The organism is Ruegeria sp. D4 (assembly GCF_056534475.1).
The window spans coordinates 267,902-289,449 of record NZ_JBQFPJ010000001.1 but is presented as its reverse complement, the minus strand read 5'-3'; the positions used below and the strand labels follow the sequence as shown (position 1 = coordinate 289,449).

General features: G+C 58.7%; 23 protein-coding genes. 13 read left to right on the top strand and 10 right to left on the bottom strand.

Going from position 1 to position 21,548, the window contains the following annotated elements; all coding sequences use genetic code 11:
* Positions 1-43: 43 nt before the first annotated feature.
* Positions 44-595 carry a molybdopterin-binding protein gene (locus ACR0MI_RS01445; protein ID WP_170610485.1) on the top strand — a complete coding sequence of 184 codons (552 nt, stop codon included), beginning with the start codon at positions 44-46 and terminating at the stop codon, positions 593-595.
* Here the strand turns inward: ACR0MI_RS01445 and ACR0MI_RS01440 are convergent, their stop codons facing one another.
* A complete protein-coding gene (locus tag ACR0MI_RS01440; RefSeq protein ID WP_170610482.1) occupies positions 596-1,753 on the bottom strand; it encodes a deoxyguanosinetriphosphate triphosphohydrolase in 1,158 nt (385 codons plus the stop codon).
* A 76-nt stretch (positions 1,754-1,829) separates the two neighbouring features.
* Here ACR0MI_RS01440 and ACR0MI_RS01435 point away from each other — a divergent pair, with 76 nt between their 5' ends.
* The gene (locus tag ACR0MI_RS01435) at positions 1,830-2,153 is read left to right on the top strand and encodes a HesB/IscA family protein (RefSeq protein ID WP_170610479.1); all 324 of its coding nucleotides are present in this window, start codon (positions 1,830-1,832) and stop codon (positions 2,151-2,153) included.
* A gap of 200 nt (positions 2,154-2,353) precedes the next feature.
* Positions 2,354-3,133 (top strand): exodeoxyribonuclease III, encoded by a 780-nt coding sequence (gene xth, locus ACR0MI_RS01430; RefSeq protein WP_170610476.1) that lies wholly within the window; start codon positions 2,354-2,356, stop codon positions 3,131-3,133.
* Between the two features lie 4 nt (positions 3,134-3,137).
* On the opposite strand, the gene ACR0MI_RS01425 is transcribed toward xth, so the two are convergent.
* Both ACR0MI_RS01425 and dksA read right to left on the bottom strand, forming a co-directional pair.
* Entirely contained in the window at positions 3,138-4,286 is a 1,149-nt protein-coding gene (locus tag ACR0MI_RS01425) for an FAD-dependent monooxygenase (RefSeq protein WP_170619151.1), read from the bottom strand.
* Between the two features lie 72 nt (positions 4,287-4,358).
* Complete coding sequence (gene dksA, locus ACR0MI_RS01420; RefSeq protein ID WP_170610471.1) at positions 4,359-4,781, bottom strand: RNA polymerase-binding protein DksA; 423 nt, start codon at positions 4,779-4,781, stop codon at positions 4,359-4,361.
* 382 nt (positions 4,782-5,163) lie between these two features.
* On the opposite strand from dksA, the gene ACR0MI_RS01415 reads away from it, so the two are divergent.
* From ACR0MI_RS01415 to ACR0MI_RS01390, 6 genes are all read left to right on the top strand, one after another.
* Entirely contained in the window at positions 5,164-6,009 is an 846-nt protein-coding gene (locus ACR0MI_RS01415) for an AAA family ATPase (RefSeq protein ID WP_170610468.1), read from the top strand.
* 129 nt (positions 6,010-6,138) lie between these two features.
* Positions 6,139-6,588 (top strand): GNAT family N-acetyltransferase, encoded by a 450-nt coding sequence (locus ACR0MI_RS01410; RefSeq protein WP_170610465.1) that lies wholly within the window; start codon positions 6,139-6,141, stop codon positions 6,586-6,588.
* On the top strand, positions 6,585-7,952 hold the full coding sequence (locus tag ACR0MI_RS01405) for a DUF2927 domain-containing protein (RefSeq protein ID WP_480853447.1): 1,368 nt from the start codon (positions 6,585-6,587) through the stop codon (positions 7,950-7,952). Before ACR0MI_RS01410 ends, ACR0MI_RS01405 begins: the two co-directional genes overlap by 4 nt.
* A 7-nt stretch (positions 7,953-7,959) precedes the next feature.
* A complete protein-coding gene (locus tag ACR0MI_RS01400) occupies positions 7,960-8,130 on the top strand; it encodes a hypothetical protein (protein ID WP_170610462.1) in 171 nt (56 codons plus the stop codon).
* Between the two features lie 4 nt (positions 8,131-8,134).
* On the top strand, positions 8,135-9,319 hold the full coding sequence (locus ACR0MI_RS01395; RefSeq protein WP_170610459.1) for a vWA domain-containing protein: 1,185 nt from the start codon (positions 8,135-8,137) through the stop codon (positions 9,317-9,319).
* Positions 9,320-9,643: 324 nt separating this feature from the next.
* Positions 9,644-10,333 (top strand): M48 family metallopeptidase, encoded by a 690-nt coding sequence (locus tag ACR0MI_RS01390; protein WP_170610457.1) that lies wholly within the window; start codon positions 9,644-9,646, stop codon positions 10,331-10,333.
* A 45-nt stretch (positions 10,334-10,378) separates the two neighbouring features.
* Here the strand turns inward: ACR0MI_RS01390 and ACR0MI_RS01385 are convergent, their stop codons facing one another.
* From ACR0MI_RS01385 to ACR0MI_RS01365, 5 genes are read right to left on the bottom strand one after another with little or no spacing between them, the layout of a single operon-like run.
* Positions 10,379-10,930, bottom strand: coding sequence for an RSP_2648 family PIN domain-containing protein (locus ACR0MI_RS01385; RefSeq protein WP_170610454.1), 552 nt, complete (start codon positions 10,928-10,930; stop codon positions 10,379-10,381).
* Positions 10,927-12,135, bottom strand: coding sequence for an RSP_2647 family RNA methyltransferase (locus tag ACR0MI_RS01380; RefSeq protein WP_170610452.1), 1,209 nt, complete (start codon positions 12,133-12,135; stop codon positions 10,927-10,929). Before ACR0MI_RS01380 ends, ACR0MI_RS01385 begins: the two co-directional genes overlap by 4 nt.
* A 43-nt stretch (positions 12,136-12,178) precedes the next feature.
* Positions 12,179-12,451: a hypothetical protein gene (locus ACR0MI_RS01375; RefSeq protein ID WP_170610450.1), complete on the bottom strand. Its 273-nt coding sequence runs from the start codon at positions 12,449-12,451 to the stop codon at positions 12,179-12,181.
* Positions 12,435-15,230, bottom strand: a complete 2,796-nt coding sequence (locus ACR0MI_RS01370; RefSeq protein ID WP_170816579.1) for a [protein-PII] uridylyltransferase family protein — start codon at positions 15,228-15,230, stop codon at positions 12,435-12,437. Before ACR0MI_RS01370 ends, ACR0MI_RS01375 begins: the two co-directional genes overlap by 17 nt.
* A gap of 49 nt (positions 15,231-15,279) precedes the next feature.
* On the bottom strand, positions 15,280-15,744 hold the full coding sequence (locus ACR0MI_RS01365; RefSeq protein ID WP_480440397.1) for a DUF4440 domain-containing protein: 465 nt from the start codon (positions 15,742-15,744) through the stop codon (positions 15,280-15,282).
* Between the two features lie 78 nt (positions 15,745-15,822).
* Between ACR0MI_RS01365 and ACR0MI_RS01360 the strand changes: the two genes are divergently transcribed.
* The 4 genes from ACR0MI_RS01360 (at position 15,823) to ACR0MI_RS01345 (ending at position 18,044) form a co-directional block, all read left to right on the top strand.
* Positions 15,823-16,245 carry a DUF2852 domain-containing protein gene (locus tag ACR0MI_RS01360; RefSeq protein ID WP_170619150.1) on the top strand — a complete coding sequence of 141 codons (423 nt, stop codon included), beginning with the start codon at positions 15,823-15,825 and terminating at the stop codon, positions 16,243-16,245.
* A gap of 66 nt (positions 16,246-16,311) precedes the next feature.
* Complete coding sequence (locus tag ACR0MI_RS01355; protein WP_170610445.1) at positions 16,312-16,743, top strand: RDD family protein; 432 nt, start codon at positions 16,312-16,314, stop codon at positions 16,741-16,743.
* Positions 16,744-16,820: 77 nt separating this feature from the next.
* Positions 16,821-17,645 (top strand): arginyltransferase, encoded by an 825-nt coding sequence (locus tag ACR0MI_RS01350; protein WP_170610441.1) that lies wholly within the window; start codon positions 16,821-16,823, stop codon positions 17,643-17,645.
* Positions 17,646-17,654: 9 nt separating this feature from the next.
* Complete coding sequence (locus tag ACR0MI_RS01345; RefSeq protein WP_170610438.1) at positions 17,655-18,044, top strand: VOC family protein; 390 nt, start codon at positions 17,655-17,657, stop codon at positions 18,042-18,044.
* Positions 18,045-18,175: 131 nt separating this feature from the next.
* Here the strand turns inward: ACR0MI_RS01345 and ACR0MI_RS01340 are convergent, their stop codons facing one another.
* Both ACR0MI_RS01340 and ACR0MI_RS01335 read right to left on the bottom strand, forming a co-directional pair.
* The gene (locus tag ACR0MI_RS01340; RefSeq protein ID WP_170610435.1) at positions 18,176-20,530 is read right to left on the bottom strand and encodes a TRAP transporter large permease subunit; all 2,355 of its coding nucleotides are present in this window, start codon (positions 20,528-20,530) and stop codon (positions 18,176-18,178) included.
* A gap of 17 nt (positions 20,531-20,547) precedes the next feature.
* The gene (locus ACR0MI_RS01335; RefSeq protein ID WP_170610432.1) at positions 20,548-21,474 is read right to left on the bottom strand and encodes a TRAP transporter small permease subunit; all 927 of its coding nucleotides are present in this window, start codon (positions 21,472-21,474) and stop codon (positions 20,548-20,550) included.
* Between the last annotated feature and the right edge of the window lie 74 nt (positions 21,475-21,548).

Below are 21,548 nucleotides of genomic sequence, written 5' to 3'. Positions count from 1 at the left end.
ACCGGGCTAATGTCGGCAAAAACCACCAACAGGAGTACCAATTATGCGCCTTGCCCTGCCCCTTGCCCTGCTGCTGACAACATCCCTGCCGGTTTGGGCGGATATGCCTTCGCCCCAAGGCCACGTGTTGCTGACCCTGGGCGGTGCGGTATCCCAGACAAACCTGCCCGCGCGCAGCGAAAATGACGGCGGATTGCTGGGATACCTCGAGGTCCAGCACGATGGCGGCGCAGGCTTTGATGCCGCAATGCTGGATGCGCTGGAACAGACCGAGATTTCAATCACCTATGGCCGCGAAGGAAACAAGCGAGAGATTGCCTTTTCAGGGCCGCTTCTGTCGGACGTGATGAAGATGGCGGGTGCGGAAGGCAGAACAGCAAGGCCCATGGCCATGGACGGCTATCAAGCCGAAATTGCGTGGGACAGCATCGCCGCCCACAAGCCCATTGTTGCAACCCGCGCAGATGGCGCACCAATGGGGATCGGCGGATATGGCCCCACTATGATCGTATTCCCGCCCACCGATGACGCCGACCTAGCCCAGACACAATCCGGGCAACAGGTCTGGGCGCTGGCCTATATCGGGGTCGAGTAGTCAGTCCTTCGTAGCTGAAACACCGGTCAGCCTTGCGTGATCCTGCAAGGCGAACCGGTCCGTCATACCGGCGATATAGTCCGAGACTATGCGCGCCAACGCGGTTTCACCTTGGGCGGCTTCGATGTCCTCGTGCCAGCGCGCGGGCATCTGTTTCGGATCGCTCAAGTAGATGGGGAACAGGTCTTCGACAACTTTGCCGACCTCGGCCCGCACTTTCATGACGCTGGGCGCGCGATACATGCGCGAAAACAAGAAGGCCCGGATTTCCCGGAGCCGCGCCCACAAGTCGTCCGAGAACCGCACAACCGGATAGCCAAGGTTGCGAGTATCCTCGACCGATTGCGCGCCGGAAGCCGCAATCAGTTTGGTTGATGTGTCGATGACATCAGCGACCATAACACCAAAGACCCGCCGAAGCGCTTCATGCCGACGACGGTACGCGTCCAGACCCGGGTATTTTTGATCCACTTCCGAGTAGCAATCGCCGACGATAGGAAGTTGCAGGATTTCATCGTCCGAAAACAAACCTGCGCGCAAGCCATCCAGCAGGTCGTGGTTGTTATAGGCAATGTCATCCGACAGCGCTGCAACCTGCGCCTCGGCACTTGCATGTGTGTGCAGTTCAAGATCGAAACCCTGATTGCATTCCGCCAGTGCCCACGGCAGGTCACCGACAACCGGGCCGTTGTGCTTTGCGATGCCTTCCAGACATTCCCAGGTCAGGTTGCAACCATCAAACTCGGCATAATGGCGCTCCAGCCTCGTGACGATCCGAATGGCTTGGGCGTTATGATCAAAGCCGCCATAGGGTTTCATCAAAGCGTGCAATGCGTCCTCGCCGGTGTGCCCGAACGGTGTATGCCCCAGGTCATGGGCCAGCGCGACGGCCTCGGTCAGTTCGGGGTTCAGCCGCAACGCGCCAGCAATCGTGCGCGCGACCTGAGCGACTTCGATGGAATGGGTCAGGCGCGTGCGATAGCTGTCACCCTCATGCTCAACAAACACCTGCGTCTTGTGCTTGAGGCGTCGAAACGCGCTGGCATGAATGATCCTGTCCCGGTCGCGCTGAAAGCATGACCGGAAACTGCTTTCCTCCTCGGGAACAAGCCGCCCCCTTGCGCGGCCCGGATCCGAGGCAAAACACGCTCGCTCCAATAGTCTTGTCCTTGTCGCCTGTCCTTGCAATTTCTATATTGTAAGGTAATGCGGAAATAAACCTTTGGAGCCCGGCATGAATCTGCCTCCGACAGTTACAGAACGCGCTTTTGATCGACTGGCCGAAATTGGCGCGGCAGATCAGGGTCAGGCCCTGCGCGTTGCAGTGGAAGGCGGCGGATGTTCCGGTTTTCAATACGAAATCGCGCTGGATATCCCGACGGAGGATGACCTTGTTCTCGAAGGAAAAGGCCAGAAGGTCATTGTGGACTCGGTCTCGTTGCCGTTTCTTGAAAATGCGGTGATCGATTTCTCGCAGGAACTGATCGGGGCGCGGTTTGTGATTGATAATCCCAATGCCACGTCCTCCTGTGGCTGCGGCACATCTTTCTCAATGTAGCGACTCAAATGGGGGCTCTACCCCCACCCCGGGAAAGACCCACCCCCCCAAGGTGTTTGCAGACAAAAGAAGCATGGTCACTGCTCTGCTTCTGTCTAAAGAACCTCGAACGGCGAGGCCGAGCCTCGCAAATCCGCCCATGATCTTGCCGCAGGGCCTTTTCTGGGCGATAGGTTGCTCAAAGCCACGGAGGACCGCGCATGAAAATCGCCACATTCAACATCAATGGCATCAAGGCGCGGGCCGAAGCGCTGCCCCGGTGGTTGGACGATGCGCAACCGGATGTGGTGCTTCTTCAGGAAATCAAATCGGTAGACGAGAATTTCCCGCGGGAAATGTTCGAAGAGCGGGGATACAACGTCGAGACCCACGGCCAGAAAAGTTTCAACGGCGTGGCCATCCTGTCCAAGTTGCCGCTCGAGGACGTGACCCGCGGATTGCCGGGCCATGATGCGGATGAACAGGCACGCTGGATCGAGGCGACTGTCGTCGGCAAGAAGGCTGTGCGCATTTGCGGTTTGTATCTGCCGAACGGCAATCCCGTTCCGGGACCGAAATACGATTACAAACTGGCGTGGATGGACCGGCTTTATGAGCGGGCCAAAGATCTGCTGGCCAGTGAAGAGCCCGCCTTGATGGCCGGTGACTACAACATCATCCCTCAGGCCGAAGATGCCAAACGTCCGGACGCCTGGCGCGAGGACGCCCTGTTTCGCCCGGACAGCCGTGCGGCGTTTCGCAAGATCCTGAACCTTGGTTTTACCGAGGCCTTTCGGGCACGCACGCAGGGGCCGGGCCACTATTCATTCTGGGATTATCAGGCCGGGGCCTGGAACAAGAATGACGGTATTCGCATTGATCATTTTCTGCTGACCCCGCAAGCGGCCGACCTGATGCGCGATTGCCGGATCGATGCCGAGGTTCGCGGACAGGAAAAACCATCCGACCACGTTCCGGTCTGGGTCGATTTCGATCTGTAAGTCGTCACGCCGTGGCGTCGTAGCTGTAGATCCACTCATACCGCCGCCCCAGTCGCGGCCCCATCGCGGTCAGTGCCATCTGTGCTGCTACGCGCATCGGTCCGCGCAGGTGAAAGTTGCGCGCATTGGCCGTTGCCGTTTCGACTACCTGTCTGGCGCGCGCAGCGCGCGCGGTTTCATAATTGCTAAGCGCATCCGCCAGACTGTCGGCCTGAAACGAACGCGCCAGTATCAGTGCATCTTCCAGTGCGAGACAGGCGCCCTGCGCCATGAACGGAAGCGTCGGATGGGCGGCATCCCCCAGCAAGGCAATGCGTCCATTCTGCCATTTCCGTGCAACCGGCCGAAGGTGAAGCGCCCAGACAAAAGTCTCTTGCACTTCGCCCAGAATCTCACGCACTTTTCCGCCAAAATCCGAGAACCGTTGGCGCAATTCCTCCGGATCACCCGCAAGGCGCCAGTCTTCCTGTTGCCAGTCTGATCGTTCCTCGATCGCGACAATGTTCATAAGGCTCTTATCCCGCAGGGGATAAGTCACGACATGCTGCCCCGGCCCCATCGTCAAATGCGCCTTGGGTGCGCTCAGCTCGACACTCCAGGGGATTGTCGCGCGCCAGGCAACCTGATGGGAAAAACCTGGTATCTCTTCTCCGTTCAGATAGGGACGAATGGCGCTGCGGCCGCCATCTGCCGCGATCAGACAATCGACCGTCAGCAGATCACCGTTTGCCATCCGGATCTCGACACTATCGTCGTCTTCCCGGATGTCCTGAACTTGGCTGTTCAAACGGATTTCCACGCCAGCCGCCTGGGCGGAGTTCAGCAGCAATTCAATCAGGTCCGCCCGGTGATAGTAATAAGTGGGACCTGCCGAAGGTTCCCGTATTCGGCTGATGAAGCGGCCGGTTTTGTAATCACGCAAAACCGTTCCATAGGACCGCTGGCCAGATTCGATGGCGCCACTCACCGCACCCAATGCTTTCAGCACCACCATGCCGTTGGCACTGATCTGCAACCCGGCCCCGACCTCGCTGATGTCGCTGGCCTGTTCAAGGACCACCACATCAGCTCCGGTCTGACGCAATGCGGTGGCAGCGGCAAGGCCGCCGATTCCCGCACCCACAACCGCGATTTTCAAACCCTGAGTATTCATGAATCAGACTTACCGCACAAAAAACGCCGGAGCCAATGGCCCCGGCGTTTTTGAATTGCAATATTCCGGCGGTTAATCGTCGCGGTGGACTTTTTCGCGGCGCTCGTGACGCTCTTGCGCCTCAAGCGTCATGGTCGCAATCGGACGCGCATCCAGTCGCTTAAGCGAGATCGGATCGCCCGTCATCTCGCAATACCCGTACTCGCCTTCGTCAATCCGGCGCAGTGCCGAGTCGATCTTAGCCACCAGCTTGCGCTGACGATCACGGGTACGCAGTTCCAGCGCGCGGTCGGTTTCCTCGCTTGCGCGGTCGGCGACATCAGGGATGTTACGCGTGTTGCCCTGCAACCCTTCGATGGTATCGCGGCTGCCTGCTAAAAGTTCATTCTTCCAATCGGTCAGCTTGCGTCGAAAATATTCAAGCTGGCGGTCGTTCATGAACGGTTCATCTTCGGCCGGTCGATAATCTTCCGGCAGAAAAACTTCCTGTTTCATTTGTGCTCCCTCGGTACGGCCAGAAACGTCGGTCGCGGTCGTTTCACCTGACATTTGGCACCCCCTCTGCGCAGCATTTATCCGACGGCGCAGGGAATGTCACTACACAAAACCCGGACTGCTGCGCCGTCATCATGTCAGTATCTAATAATGATACTTTGCAAGGGAAAACCTTGTTTTTCTGTGGAGTTTTCCGGGCCTTTTCCGGGCAGTTTGTTAACAGCGCAACTTTAGGATGAGGGCGAATCAATTCCCAGGCCTTCCCGGGCTGCAATTTTGCCTGCACGGACGCAGCGGCGCGGGTTGTCAAACCCGCCCGCCCTCTGTACCCCAAGGGGCGCAAATTCCGCCCATGACGGGCACGATACGACACGGGGGCCCAATGACCACACGTTTCCAAGGTACAGCCGAATATGTTGCCACAGACGACCTCAATATCGCCGTCAATGCCGCTGTGACCCTTGAACGCCCGTTGCTGGTCAAAGGTGAACCCGGTACTGGCAAGACCGAACTGGCCAAGCAGGTGGCCGGTGCGCTGGGTCTGAGAATGATCGAATGGAACATAAAGTCGACCACGCGCGCGCAACAGGGTCTGTATGAATACGATGCCGTCAGCCGCCTGCGCGACAGCCAGCTGGGCGAAGAGCGCGTGCACGACGTGTCGAACTACATCCGCAAGGGCAAGCTGTGGCAGGCATTCGAGACGGACGAAAAGGTCGTTCTGCTGATCGATGAGATCGACAAGGCCGATATCGAGTTTCCAAACGACCTGCTGCAGGAGCTCGACAAGATGGAGTTCCATGTCTACGAGACCGGAGAGACCATCCGCGCCAAAAACCGGCCGATCGTAATCATTACCTCGAACAACGAAAAAGAACTGCCCGACGCATTCCTGCGCCGCTGCTTCTTCCACTACATCCGCTTTCCGGATGAGGCCACGATGCGCCGGATCGTCGACGTGCACCACCCAGGCATCAAGGACGCGCTGCTGACCACGGCCCTGACCCAGTTCTACGAAATCCGCGAAACTCAGGGGTTGAAGAAAAAACCTTCGACCTCGGAAGTGCTGGACTGGCTCAAGCTACTTCTGGCCGAGGATCTGACAGCCGAAGACCTGAAGCGTGATGGTGTCAACGCTCTGCCCAAGCTGCATGGCGCACTGCTTAAGAACGAGCAGGACGTGCATTTGTTCGAACGCCTTGCTTTCATGGCGCGCAGCAAGCGGTAATTCCGCCGATATGGCTGAACATCGGGTGATCGCGGGTTGCCTTGGGTCCGACCGGATGTCAGCATAACTCCGGCCAGCCCCGGCGCATCGCGCCCCGAGACCGACATGAATTGACAGGATCTGCAACAGATGCCCGACGCTCCAACAGTTCGCCCCTTGCGTAACGAGGACCGGGATCAGTGGTCCGACATGTGGCGCGACTACCTGGCGTTCTACGAAACATCGGTTCCGGACGACGTCTATGACACGACCTTTTCCCGTCTTCTGGGAGATGACCCAAGTGATTTTTCCTGTTTCGTTGCCGAACTGGACGGGCAACTGATCGGGCTGACTCATTTCCTGTTTCACCGCCACGCCTGGAAGGTTGAACAGGTTTGCTATCTGCAGGATCTGTTCACACGCCCCGAAGCGCGCGGCACGGGTGTCGGGCGGGCACTAATCCAGGCGGTCTATGACGAGGCGGATCGCCAAGGTGCGCCGTCAGTCTACTGGTTGACCCAGGGTTTCAATCATACTGCCCGAAAACTCTACGACCGCATTGGAAAGCAGACTCCGTTTATCAGGTATCAGCGTCCATGATGCGATGGGTTGCTCTTTGTCTGGCGGCCGCATTGGCGGGCTGTGCGTCTGTCAAAACGACGGAACCCCCGACCCGGGTGCAAGCGGTGGAAAGCGTGCTGCCCCCGGCAAAGATGTTCACAAGATCTTATCCGATGCCGCCCGCGCGCTCGAACGGAAACATCGCTGCTGATTTTATGTCGCTGCATTTCGCACTGGAATCCGGCGCGGTTCTGCCCATGTTCACGCGCTTTGAAGGTCCGGTCACTGTCCGGTTGACCGGCACTCCGACCGCCAGCATGCAACGCGATCTGACCAGGTTGCTGACCCGCCTGCAACGTGAAGCCGGGATCGACATCCGTCAGATCAGGGACGGTCAGGCCAACATTACCATCGAGGCGGTTGGTCAGAAACAAATCCACAGCATCTTGCCCAATGCCGCCTGTTTTGTGGTGCCAAACGCATCCAGTTTTGAAGAATACCGCCGCGACCGGCGTAAACGCAAAAGCAACTGGACCGAATTGCGCAAGCGCGAACGTCTGGGGATTTTCATCCCATACGACGTTAGCCCACAGGAAATGCGCGACTGCCTTCACGAGGAACTGGCGCAAGCGCTGGGGCCGCTGAATGACCTGTATCACCTGCCGGATTCGGTTTTCAACGACGACAATATCCACACCGTCCTGACCGGCTTTGACATGCTGATCCTGCGCACCGCCTACGCGCCCGAACTGCGCAACGGCATGACCCCTGAACAGGTCGCGGCCGCCCTGCCCGGAGTTCTGAGCCGCCTGAACCCACGCGGTGACAGATTGCCGAAGCAACCCGTTTCGGAAACGCCGCGCGAGTGGATTGTTGCGATACAGAAGGCGCTTGGGCCGGGTCAGGGCTCGTCCAGACAGGTCCGGGCAGCCGAGAACGCAGCGCGGATCGGAAAAGCGCGCGGCTGGACAGATCATCGCCGCGCTTACCCACACTATCTGTTGGGCCGCATGGCCCAGTTCGATGACCCGCTGGAAGCGAAACGTCAGTACGACATTGCCATGCAATATCTGATGCAGACCCCCGGCACTGAAGTCCATAGAGCGCATGTCACCACACAGACTGCTGCCTATTCGCTGGCACAAGGCAGAGGGCCGGAGGTTCTGCCTCAACTGGACAACGCGATTGATGTCATGACAAAGGCCGAAAACGCCTCGATCCTAGCCACGCTGCTGCTGTTGAAATCCGAGGCTCTCAATCAGACCGGTCGCCCGGAACAGGCACGCGCCGTCAGGCTGGACAGTCTTGGGTGGGCAAGATACGGCTTCGGCTCGGATCTGGTAATGCGTTCTGTGACTCAGGAAGTCGCCGCGACGAACGCCAACACTGAAAACAACGGATGACAGGCGAATGGTAGTGGTTCTGGGCATGGCGGTTCTGGGCGCAATTCTGGGGGCGCTGACCGCGCGAAAACGCAATGGGTCCGGGGCGGACATTGCACAATACGCCGCCGGATACGGCATCGCGTTCGCATTGGCAGGTTTGGTGATGTCCCTGATCCTGGTTCGTCTGGTAGCCTGATCCGATGTTTCTGCCCTTCTTCGAAAACCTTCGCAAAGCAGGCATTCCGGTGTCTCTGCGCGAGTATCTGACGTTTCTGGAAGGGATGAAAAAAGGGCTTGCCACCTATGATGTCGAGGCCTTCTATTACCTCGCCCGCGTGTCGATGGTGAAGGACGAACGCAACATCGACAAATTCGACCGGGCCTTTGCCGCCAGCTTCGAAGGACTGAACGAAATCAGTTTCGATCAGGTGCTGGAGGCGGTCGATATCCCCGCCGAATGGCTTGCCAAGATGGCTGAAAAGCACCTTAGTGACGAGGAAAAGGCCGAAATCGAGGCTCTGGGCGGGTTTGAAAAGCTGATGGAGACGCTGCGCGAGCGTCTGAAGGAGCAGCAAGGCCGCCACCAAGGCGGCAACAAGTGGATCGGCACCGCCGGAACCTCGCCGTTCGGCGCCTATGGCTACAACCCCGAAGGCGTACGGATCGGTCAGAAGGAAAGCCGCCATCAGCGCGCGGTCAAGGTCTGGGATAAGCGTGAATTCAAAAACTTAGACGACACAGTTGAACTGGGCACGCGCAACATCAAAGTGGCACTGAAACGCCTGCGTCGCTGGGCCCGTGAAGGGGCTGCCGAAGAACTGGATCTGGACGGAACCATCCGGGCCACGGCAGAACACGGCTATCTGGATGTCAAAACTCGGCCTGAACGTCACAACGCCGTAAAAGTGCTGCTGTTTCTGGACGTGGGCGGTTCGATGGACCCGCATATCAAGGTGGTCGAGGAGCTGTTCTCGGCCGCCCGGACCGAGTTCAAGCATCTTGAATACTACTATTTCCACAACTGCCTCTATGAAGGCGTCTGGCGCGACAATCGCCGCCGTTGGGATCAACAGACACCGACCCACGAAGTGCTGCGCACCTATGGTCCGGACTACAAGTGTATCTTTGTCGGCGACGCTTCGATGAGCCCTTACGAGATCGCCTATCCCGGTGGCGCGAACGAGCATTGGAACAAAGAGGCCGGTCAGGTCTGGCTGCAACGCGCGCGCGAGCAGTGGACATCGAACCTGTGGATCAATCCGGTCCCCGAGAAATACTGGGAATACACTCACTCGATCGGAATGATCCGGGAGATTTTCGAGGATCGCATGGTGCCGATGACACTGGCTGGACTGGAGCAAGGGATGCGCGAACTGACGCGGTAACGTCAGGGGAGCCGGGCGCAAGGCGCACCATGTTATGATGTACCATTCTCACCATGTCGGAGAGGTACACGAAAATGATCATTCGCATCTTTCAGGTTGTAGCACGCCCTGGCAAAGAGGAAGAGTTTGGACGCCCTGAAAGCCTTTGTCGGGGAAGATTACGCCAGCCCGCATATCGACGCCGCCGAGGCTGAACTGGTCGAAAGCAGATTGATAAAGCACTACAATCTGGTCGAAACCTGAGTTCAAATGCCCAGATCAAAACAAGCGTTCAATCCGAGAATTCAGGTTGCCCTGACCGGCCTGCACGCCCATATCTGAACTATGCTTCGTCTGACCCCGATCCTGCTGGCCATAGCCTATGCCGTCGTGATGTATCGCATCTCGGTCTGGCGCACGCATCGGGAACTGGATGCCAAATCGACCGAGCTGGCAGACCCGGCACTGAAGCGGATGACCGACCGGCTGGCTGCCGCTTTGAATGTGGATCGGGTGCCGGTCTATATTTACGAGATTGATCCGGTTAACGGGCTGGCCTCGCCGGATGGCCGCATCTTCATCACACGCGGCTTTTACCGGAAATTCGCAAACGGAGAGGTTTCCGCCGAAGAAATGGCCAGTGTCATCGCTCATGAGCTGGGCCATGTTGCGCTTGGACATGCACGGCGGCGGATGATCGACTTTTCCGGGCAGAACGCTTTGCGCGCAGCGCTGATGATGCTGCTGAACCGGTTCATTCCCTTCATCGGTGCCTGGATTGCCAATATGCTGACGCATCTGCTGGCATCGCGACTGTCGCGTGGCGATGAGTATGAGGCGGATGAGTATGCCGCTGCGCTTCTGACCAAGGCAGGGATCGGAATTGGCCCGCAGAAATCACTGTTTCACAAGCTGGAAGGCCTGACCCAGCAGCGCGCCGGTGTCGTTCCGGCCTGGTTGATGAGCCATCCGAAGACAGATGAGCGGATTGCGGCGCTGGAAGTCCTTGAACAGCGTTGGGGATCAAACGCATAGGGTCGGAACTTGGGGGCGCCGCCCCTTTCGCTCTCCGAGGGACTTTCAAACAGAAGTCGTATGCAGCGCTTTGCCCAGACGCGGCAGGCGGGCTTTTTTCATGAGCGCGCGCAAGGTCCATTGATCGCCGGACAGACGGTTGGCTTCGGCCAGAACGCGCGCGGCGTTTTGGGCCATTCCGTTGGGGTCGGTAGTCCAGAAACCATACAGAAATGTATCGGGGTCGACGCGGTCAAGTCCCTCTTCGGCCAGAAGGTTCCCTGGAAAATCCTTGGCGTTTACCGTGACAATCACATCAGCGGAACTGGCGATTGCTGTTGCCAGCACGTGGATGTCCGCAGCATCAGGCAACCACAGACGGTTTTCGATACCCGGAGCCGCTGACTTTGCTGCGCCCGGCCATTGCGTCTGTGTCAAAGCGATTTCGGCGCGGGCCTGCATTTCACCGTCGGGGCCCAGCTTGCGCGCGGCACGGGCCCATTCCTCGAGGATACGGTCCGACCAGACAGGTGCGAAATGGCCCAGACGGGCCGCGCCCAGCAGCATCTCTCGCATCACCGTGGGGTAGATGACGCAGGTGTCCAGAACCGCCTTCACAACCGGAAGAACACCGCTTTGAGGTAGCCGCTTTCGGCCAGTTGCGGCAGCTGCGGGTGGTCGGAACCGGCGAAACCTGTGTGGATCAGTTGCGCCCGCCGCCCGGCCCGCCCGATCCCGCGGGCGGATGCGTCCCTGAAGCGGCCCAGATCCGCCGCGTGAGAACAGGAGCACAAGCCCAGATACCCGTCGGGTTTGACCAGCGGGGCGGCCAGACGCGCAATACGTTCATAGGCCCGCAAACCGGCATCAAGCGCTTGTTTCGAAGGTACAAATGCCGGGGGGTCGCAGACCACAACGTCAAAGCGGGCTCCTTCATCGCCCAACTGGGTCAAAACATCGAACGCATCACCCTGCCGCGTGCTGAAGCGGTCGGAAAAGCCCGAGGCCGCAGCCCCCTTGGTCGCCAGATCCAGCGCTGCCGCAGATCCATCCACGGATAGCGCACCAGCAGCGCCGCCCGCCAACATCGCCAGACCGAAGCCGCCCACATGGCTGAACACGTCCAGTACCTGAGCACCGGGGTGCACCAGTCTGGCGGCAAAGGCGTGATTTGGGCGCTGATCGTAGAACAGACCGGTTTTCTGGCCGCCCGTCAGATCGGCCATGTAGGTCGCGCCATTCATCGGAACGGGCAACGGAGCATCCGGGGCCGTACCGCGCAGGGTCATGTTCACATCATCCAGCCCTTCCAGCCCGCGCGTACGACCAGAGGCATTCTTGAGCACCGTGGAAACCCCGGTCACCTTGACCAGCGCATCGGTCAGCCTGTCCAGATGAGCTTCGGCCCAAGCGGCGTTGGGCTGGATCACGCAGGCGTCACCAAAACGATCGATGATGACACCGGGGAATCCGTCAGCCTCGGCATGCACGAGGCGGTAATAGGGTGCGTCGTACAAACGCTCGCGCATCTCCAGCGCCCGTGTCAGGCGAGTTTCGAACCACGCTGCATCAAGCCGTGCGTTCAGATCGCGATCGAGAACGCGGCACATGATTTTTGAATCCGGGTTGACCGCCACTAGCGCTATCGGCGCCCGTTTGTCATCTTCCAGAACGGCAAGCGAACCAGCCGGGATTTTTCGCGTGCGGCGGTCGGTGACGATGTCATTGGCATAAACCCAGGGAAAACCATGGCGCAGACCGCGCGCATTGGCCTTGGGTTTCAGACGGATGGAAGGGCGATCTGTTTCAGCAGGCTGGGTCATGACGCCCTCTTAGTGGCGAACGCGGGCCTGCGAAACCCCTTGTTTACCTGTCGCGCCCGCGCCAGCCGCCGCGCCGCTTCGGAGCCTGAGCGGTTTGAAGCCCCTCACGCAGTACCTTCGTCATAGGATGTTCAGCATTTTCAGTTGCATAAGCCGCGTGCAACTCGGTCAGGGCCTGCGTCTGATCACGATCCGCAGGCAAGCTGAGCGCCCAGTCCAGAAAGATACTGCGGCATTCGGGCAAAGTGATGCCGTCTATGCGATAGGCTTCGAGTATCAGACCCTTGTGATCGTTTGGATCAGAGTTTCGGCCCATCGTCTTCCCCTTGCATCACCATCCCGATCAGCCGGGCGGCCGTATCGTAGCTTTCCTGCAGCGCGTTCTGCAACTGGCTGACCTGGTCAAATCCGGTGGCCCGGCAAAGGAAGGCGGTGCCGCCTTCGCCGATCTGATCTGCCTCGATCACTTTGCCCGACAGCAGTCGCGCAGCGCATTGTACCGACCAGCATAGGTCGTAACAGTCCTTCAGGGATTGTGCCTGCGCGACATCCAGCAACCCGGCAGCGACCGCGCCATCCAGCCCGGAATGCACGTCGCGTTGGGGAATGCCGGCCAGCAACGCTCCGGTTTCGGCCATCAGTTCGATATCCATCATCCGCCCCGGGCCGTTCTTGGCATCCCAGATACCAGCCGGCGATTTTGCGGCGGCAAGCCGTTCCCGCATTTCGGCGACCTCCCGCAAGATCTTGTCCCGATCGCGCGGCTGCGCCATGAAATCTGCGCGGAAGGTTTCGATCGCATCGCCAAGGTCCGCGTCACCGCCCACGACGCGGGCACGGGTCAGCGCCAGATGTTCCCACACCCAGGCCTCATTTTTCTGGTAATTGGTAAAACTGGCCCAGCTTGTAGCCACCGGACCCTGATTGCCGGAGGGGCGCAGGCGCATGTCGACCTCGTAAAGCCGTCCTTGCGACATCGGTGCAGACAAGGCGGTGATCAGGGCCTGTGTAAATCGGGCAAAATACGGACGCGTGCCCAACGGACGCGGCCCGTCCGACATATCCTGATCCAGCGGATCATAGATGACAATCATGTCCAGATCGGATTGCGAGTTGATCTGCCCCGCCCCTAGCGAGCCCATGCCCAGAACCACGGCCCCGCGCCCCGGCGCCGGACCATGTTTGCGGGCAAACTGTTCGGCCACGCAGGGCAGGATTGCGGCGATCACGGCATGAGCCAGTTCGGCGTATTGCCGCCCGGCCTCTACACCGTCAATCAATCCGCGCAGGTGGTGTACACCGATGCGGAAATGCCATTCCTTGCACCAGCGCCGTGCCAGATCCAGCCGGGATTCATAATCGTCCTCACCAGACAACGCCTGCGTCAACTCAGCCTCAAGCGCGGCCTGCCCGGGCCAATCGGCAAAGAAACTGCCGCCAATAACGGCATCAAAAACCGAAGCGTTGCGCGACAGATGCGTGGCCAGTGCGTGCGAAGTACCGACAATATCGATCAGCAGGTCGATCAGTTGCGGGTTGGCTTCGAACAGGGAAAACAACTGAACCCCGGCGGGCAATCCGGCCAGAAACCCATCAAGCGCCTGCAACGCCTCGTCGGGCTGGGCTGTCTTGGCCAGACGCGAGAGCAATTCGGGCTTCAGGCGTTCGAATATCCGTGCGCCGCGCTGCGAGCGCAAAGCGGGGTAAGTCGGCCAGCGGGCTAAAACGTTCTTGTCAAATTCTACGCTTTCTACCGAGGTCGGCCGTTGGCCATGCCCCGGGGCGAAAAACCCTTCGGTCAGTTCATGTACTTCGGTCAGCCTGCGGGTCAGGTCCGATTGCAACGCGACGCTGCTGATCCCCATCAGGCAGGCGACGCGTTCAATTCCGTCTTCGGATTTCGGAACCTTGTGGGTCTGGGCGTCGTGAATCATCTGGATGCGGTGCTCAACCTCGCGATGAGCACGGTAATGATCGCTGAGCTTTTCTGAAACGTCCTGCGGCACCCACCCCTTGTTCGCCAGCGCCGCCAACCCCGGAACCGTTGCGCGCAGCCGCAGATCCGGGTCGCGGCCACCCGCAATCAACTGGCGTGTCTGGGTGAAGAACTCGATTTCCCGAATGCCACCCTGCCCCAGTTTCATGTCATGGCCGGGAATGGTCAGCGTGCCGCCGGTCCCCTTGTTTTCCCGAATGCGCAAGCGCATGTCGTGGGCGTCCTGAATCGCTGCAAAGTCCAGATGGCGGCGCCAGACAAATGGGCGCAGCGCGTCAAGAAACCTGTCTCCGGCGGCAATATCGCCCGCGCAGGGGCGCGCCTTGATATAGGCGGCGCGTTCCCATGTGCGACCCAGGCTTTCATAGTACCGTTCAGCCGCTTCCATCGCCAAGCAGACCGGTGTTACGGCCGGGTCGGGACGCAGGCGCAGATCGGTGCGGAAGACATAGCCATCAGCGGTTTTCTCGCTCAGCGTGGCGCAGAAATTGCGGGTCGCGCGCACCATGCTTTGCCGCGCGTCATAGAAATCATCCGGTTCGAAACGTGTCTCGTCGAACAAGACGATCAGATCGATGTCCGAACTGTAATTCAGTTCGTGCGCACCCATCTTGCCCATAGCCAGGATGACCATTCCCGCAGCGTTTACAACATCTTCCTCGGTCATTCCCGGCAGTTTACCGCGTCTGATCAGAGCCGCGATTTCCGCCTTGGCGGCGACATCCGCTGCCAGCGCACCAAAATCGGTCAGCGCTGCGGTCACTTTTTCCAGAGGCCAGGCCCCGGACAGATCAGCAAGCGCGGTCAGCAAGGCCACGCGCCGCTTGGCCTGCCGCAGCCCCGGTTTCAACTGATCCGGCGGCAAAGCACGGGCGGTATCCATCACATCTGCCAGCGCCTGATCAGGGTGGTGCAATGCGCCCGACAGCCATTCGGCCTCTCGTTCAACAAGGCTTTTCAGATAAGGACTGGAACCGGCTGTTCCGGCGATCAGATCACCTTGTTCGCTGGTCAGATCGGGCACCAACGCCCGCGTCTCGGCCCCCAAAACGGGATCATAGGCAAGCGGTGCGCGAATAATGGCAAGTGCATCTGTCATGCGCGCAGGTTGCGCATCACCGTTGAGCAACGTCAATGAGACAATCCGGTCACTCTCCGGTCAAAGGCGTGTCCTGACTGAAACTGTTCACCCAAACGCCGTGCCGCCTTTCCCAAAGAGATGAAATCAACATCGCCTCTTTCATCTTCGAATTCGGGCGCGTGTAGTCAGCGCGATAACTCAGCAATACGATGTCCTCCGTCAAAACCCGGAGCCTCGCATCGCCGAGTTCAAAACTGGCCATCGTCGGCGCATCCGCGAACTGCCCGACATGAGCGTCACGGTTCGCAAAGCCCGTTGGGTATACGCCTAAGAAATCCGGGCTCAACAAGGCCCGGTCAGCCGTCGCGTCCCCCTCGACCAGCGCCGTCCAGACCTGGCGTTCAAGCGAAAGGATTTCTTCCAATGTCGGGGCGGATTTGTATTCGCGGTCATCCATAGCCGGAACCTGCGCGCGTGACGCCCCTGCGTCAACCGCAGTTGAGGAAATTGCCAAAATGTAAATCTTTTTCACATTACCCCTTGCAACCCGGTTTTACCGCTCCCATCTTGGTGATGTGAAGACGATTTACATCAACCCCGGAGACCTGAAATGACCGCATTGTCCGACCACGCCACTCCCCAAAACCCGGGATGGCTGCACCGTTCCGAGGCCTGGCTTGACGACAAAGGCAAAGGCGCCTGGATCGCCGTCATGGTGCTTGGTTTCATCATTTTCTGGCCGATTGGCCTGGCCCTTCTGGCCTACATGATCTGGAGCAAACGTATGTTCAGCAAATCCTGCAGCCGCCGCAAAACCTGGCACAGCCACATGAGCGCCATGAAACCTTCGGGCAACAGCGCATTTGACGCCTACAAGGCCGACACGCTGGCCCGACTGGAGCGTGAACAGGCAGATTTCGAAGCATTTCTGCATCGCCTGCGCGAAGCTAAGGACAAGGCCGAATTCGACCAGTTCATGGATGAACGCGCCCGCGAAAACCATGATGAGCCGGAAAACGGCGAGCGCGCCTGATCCAGCCTTGCCCTGTCCCGTCATTCGGGACAGGGTACACCTGCATAACCTCCCGGAATTCCTTTAATGACCCACCTGCCCGATCCCGACCGCCAGCCTGAATTCTATCAGTCCGTGGCGACCAAACGTTTTGTCGCATGGCTTTTCGACATCGCCTTCATCTCGCTTCTTTGCATCGTCCCGGTCTTCCTGACATTTGGAATGGGCGTTTTCTTCCTGCCCCTGATCTACGGGGTCATCAGCTTTGTGTACCGGGTTGTCACCATCTCTAACGGATCCGCGACGCTGGGAATGCGCTTCATGAACATTGAATTGCGCGATGCCTTCGGTGCCCGGATGGATACCGGCAAAGCACTGGCCCATACCGCCGGCTATTTCGTCAGCATGGCATTCTTCGTGATCCAGATCATCTCTGTCATCATGATGCTGACCAGTTCCCGCTGCCAGGGGCTGACCGACGCGTTCCTTGGAACCGTCATGATCAACCAGCGGGCGTAAAAGAACCGACGCCTTGAATCACTTGGCGGCTCGCGGAAGCGTTGCTATCATCGCGTTGCGGGAAACACGGGACTTTCATGCGACACACGCTGCCAATAGCGCCACAATTCTATGTGACGGCACCACAGCCCTGTCCTTATCTTGAGGGCAGGATGGAGCGTAAATTGTTCACCGCCCTTCAGGGTGATGGCGCCGATCAGTTGAATAACTCGTTGTCCCAACAGGGTTTTCGCCGCTCTCAGAATGTACTCTATCGCCCATCATGCACGGACTGCGCCGCCTGCCTGTCCGCCCGGATCGACGTGTCGGCCTTTCAACCCAACAAAAGCCAGAGACGCGCCGCAAAACGCAATGAGGGTCTGGAGCGCCGCGCCAATTCCCCCTGGGCGACGGACGAACAGTACGAGCTGTTTCGCCGCTATCTCGATACCCGCCACGCCGATGGCGGTATGGCGGACATGGACGTTTTCGAGTTCGCCGCGATGATCGAGGAAACGCCGATCCGCAGTCGCGTGGTTGAATATGCTGACCCCAAAACCGGCGATCTGATCGCTGTCAGCCTGACAGATGTGCTCGATGACGGGCTGAGCATGGTTTATTCCTTTTACGACCCCGCCCAACCGTCCAACTCGCTTGGCACCTACATGATCCTCGATCATATCGATATCGCGCGCGAGGCTGGCCTGCCTTACGTATACCTGGGCTACTGGGTTCCGGGCAGTCCCAAAATGGGATACAAGGCCCGGTTCTCGGGTCTGGAAGCGTATATTCAAAACGAATGGAAACCTATCCGGGATCCTGATGGCCTGCCTGACGCACAGCATCATCCATTGTCTACAGCTCCGATTGCGGAACAAGTCGCCAATATCCAGCTGCCTGACCGCCACCCGACCAAAGGCTGAAAAGCATCCATGCACCAAAACCTGCACGCCGTCACGCTGGTGGTTCCGGATTATGACGAGGCGATTGCATTCTATACCGAAACACTGAATTTTGCGCTGTTGCAGGATATTGCGCTTGGCGAAGGCAAGCGATGGGTTCGTGTTGCGCCACCGGGTTCCGGAGGCGCATCGCTTTTGCTCGCACAGGCTGACGGTCCCGACCAAAAGGCCGCCATCGGCAATCAAACAGGCGGCCGTGTCGGCTTTTTTCTGGAAACTGACAACTTCCAACGCGACCACACCGCAATGCGTGAAAACGGTGTCCATTTCGAAGAGGACCCCCGCCACGAACCCTATGGCACCGTCGCCGTCTGGTGCGATCCGTTCGGCAATCGCTGGGACCTGATCCAGTTCACCTGATCCGTATCTTCATCTGGCTGAAAATATCCCGGGGATGAACCGGCCAAAGGCCAGGAAGGGGCTGGCCCCTTCCTACCAAGTTCAAAGCAAAGGGGGCCCGAAGGCCCCCTTTTCATTTTGTCAGTCTTTGATCAATTCGGGATCAGATCCGGCACAATGGTTACAATCGATGGGAAGAACCACAGGATTCCGATGCCCACGACCTGAATTAGGACAAACGGAACGATCCCACGATAGATATGACCTGTTGTCACCTCTTTGGGCGCGACGCCCCTCAGGTAGAACAGCGCAAACCCAAATGGCGGTGTCAGGAACGAGGTCTGCAGGTTCACCGCCACCATGATCGTCACCCATTTCGGATCGAACGACCCGCCATAGATCACTGGGCCCACGATCGGGATCACGATGTAGATGATTTCCAGGAAATCCAGCACGAACCCAAGGATGAACAGCACCAGCATCACGATCAGGAAGACCGTGAACTCGTTGTCGAAACTCTTGAGGAATTGCTGGATATAGTGCTCGCCCCCGAACGAGATCACCACCAGGTTCAGCAATTGCGAGCCGATCAGGATCGTGAACACCATCGAGGTCACTTTTGCGGTTTCCCGCACCACAGGTGTCAGAACGCCGCTGGAGAACAACACCCAGCATCCGAACAGCAACCCGAACAAAGCGAAAAGATAGGTGCCGTAGGCCAGGAAGAAGGCGACCCAGGTCTCAGCGGTGACACCGCCCTGATTGATCCTAAGGTCGAAATTCACCCCAAGCAGCAAGCAGATGATCACGGCAAAGGTCGACCAGATGATGATATTGCCCGACCGTTCCTGATCCTTCAGCTTGCGGTATGCAGCCAGCATGATCGCACCACCAGCCCCCAGCGCGGCTGCCGGTGTCGGGTTGGTCACACCACCAAGGATCGAGCCGAGAACGGCGATGATCAGAACCAGCGGCGGGAACACCACGCGGATCAGATCATTGGTCGCGCAGCGCGCGGCGGCCTCCTTGCAGCCATAGATGGCCAGCGCAAATGGCAACGCCAACAGCACGAACGTGGCCCCTGACGTGGTCGTTGGCGCAACCAGCAGCACATCGACCAGCAGCATCAGCAACAAGCCAATCCCACCCACGATCAAGGGCTGCACGGGACGGGACGGCGCGATGCCGCGGCCCAGCACCAGCGTCAGGCCCAACAGTACCACGACAATTGCAACGCCGGTTCCGATCGGCGCTGCGGCAGCGATCTTGGCTTCCTGCGCGGCGGCCAGTTCTTCCTCGCTCAGCCGCTGCGCCTCGGATACACCACCGGCAGCGTCAATCGCCTCTTGCTCGGCGACGGCCTGATCCCATGCTTCCTGACCATGCAACTCGATCATCGAAGCCTGGCATTCGGCCGACACGCTGGTCCGCAGTGAAGCACCCTGCCCGATATCCGAAAACCCGGAGACAGTGATATTCTGGCTTCCGATAACGCCAACACTGCTCAGCAGAAAGGCACCGGCGATCAATGCCACCGGAGCACCCAACAGCCATGTCAGACCCTCGGCGCGCGTGATTGGTTCACCGCCACCGCCGGACATCTCGACCGCGGGCGCCTTTTCCGGGTTGAGCAGAGCGTAGCCAAAGGCATAAAGCGCGTAGAGCAACGCGAGCATGATCCCCGGCAGCAATGCCGCCTGAAACAGCGTACCCACCGAAACTACAGCAGGCTCACCCAGATAGGTCAGCGCGTCGGTACATCCAGCCTCAACCGCCCGGGTTTCCTGTGCGGTGGAATACAGATCACCCGCCAGCGTGCCCAGCAGAACGATCACGATGGAGGGCGGAATGATCTGCCCCAGCGTTCCCGAGGCGGCGATCACACCGGTCGCCAGTTCCGGCGAGTAGTTGTTGCGCAGCATTGTGGGCAACGCCAGCAGACCCATGGTCACAACGGTCGCGCCCACGATACCGGTCGAGGCAGCCAGAAACGCACCCACGACCACGATCGAAACGGCCAGACCACCGGGCAGCGGACCAAAGACACGGGCCATGGTGGTCAGCAGGTCGTTCGCGATCTTCGAGCGTTCCAGGGTGATGCCCATCAGCACGAACATCAAAACGGCCAGAAGGGTTTCAATCGACTGCCCCGCCAGAACACGCTCATTCATCCGGTTCACGATGAAGGATACGTTCCGGTCCAGCGCTGTTTCCCAGCCTGCGGTAAAGACCGGTTCCGCAATCGTGGGCAAGTCCGGATATCGAAACACCGAGATCACATCAGGTTTGACACCCGAATTCACGACGTCCCGATAGGCTTGTGACCCGGTGTCGATTGCCTGATGGATCAGCAACCCGGCGCTGTCCAGAGCCGCGATGATCCCGAACGAGATCACCCCGGCCCCACCGATGGCGAAGGCCACCGGAAAGCCGCTCAGAATGCCTCCGAAAAGGCAGAAGAATACGATAATGAGGCCTATCTCGACGCCATCAAGTCCGAATAGCATTGTCTTGGTCTCCGTCCTTAATGTGCGCCTTCGTAGGCTTCTTCACCCTCACCAAGGCTGTCCTTGTCGAGGTATTTTCCTTCGCTTTCCGGCCCTTCCACAAATTCCAGGTAAGACCGGTACAGGAATGCAATCGCGTGCAGAAACACCATTGCTGCAAAGGCAATCAGCAGAATTTTGAACAGGAAGTAGCCATTGAAACCATTGGGGCTGAAACCGATGGTTTCGACGTTCCAACGCATCGCGCGGGATTTCATGACCAGCCTGTCCAGCGTGTCGCTGGCCGATGGTTTCGGCACGATCAGGTGCCGCCACATGAAGTACCAGCCGTACATCCAGGTCAGTACCGCCATCGGCATCATGAACAGGACCGACCCCAGCATATCGACCACACGCTTGGCCCGGTAACTGATCCCGGCATAAATCAGGTCAACGCGCACATGACCGCCCTGCACAAATGTGTAGGTGCAGCACAGGCATACGACCATGGCGTTATAAAGTTTAAGCTCTTCAGCATACCAACTGATGTCCATCTGGATCGGAATGCCGAAACCAAATGCCATGTCGGGACGCGCGAACACGCGCTGCATGAAAACGATGACGATCTGCTGGATGACCATCAGCAGACCGGCCCAGGCAAAGAACCGGCCAGTGGTGTTGGCGAACCCTTCGAGACCGCGCACCATCCCCCACATAAAGTTCCTGAAATACAGCCCAACGGCCGTCAGAACCAGAAAGATGGTGAAAACCACAAAGAAGAACTCGACCGACCCGCCGTAGTAGACAAAGCGCATGATCGCCTCTTTGTCCGACCAGTTCAGCCAGAGCTGCGGATGCGTGATGGCGTATCCGAAATTATAGAAGGCTTCGGCAATGTTCTGAATGAACCACACCAGTCCATTCCACAGGGCGCCGAAGAACGAGATACCGTTTTCGTCCTGCATGTTGTCCCCAGGTCGCGTCAGTTGCACTTGTTATTATAGCCGGTTTGAAATCACCGTGCATGTGCAACAGGAAA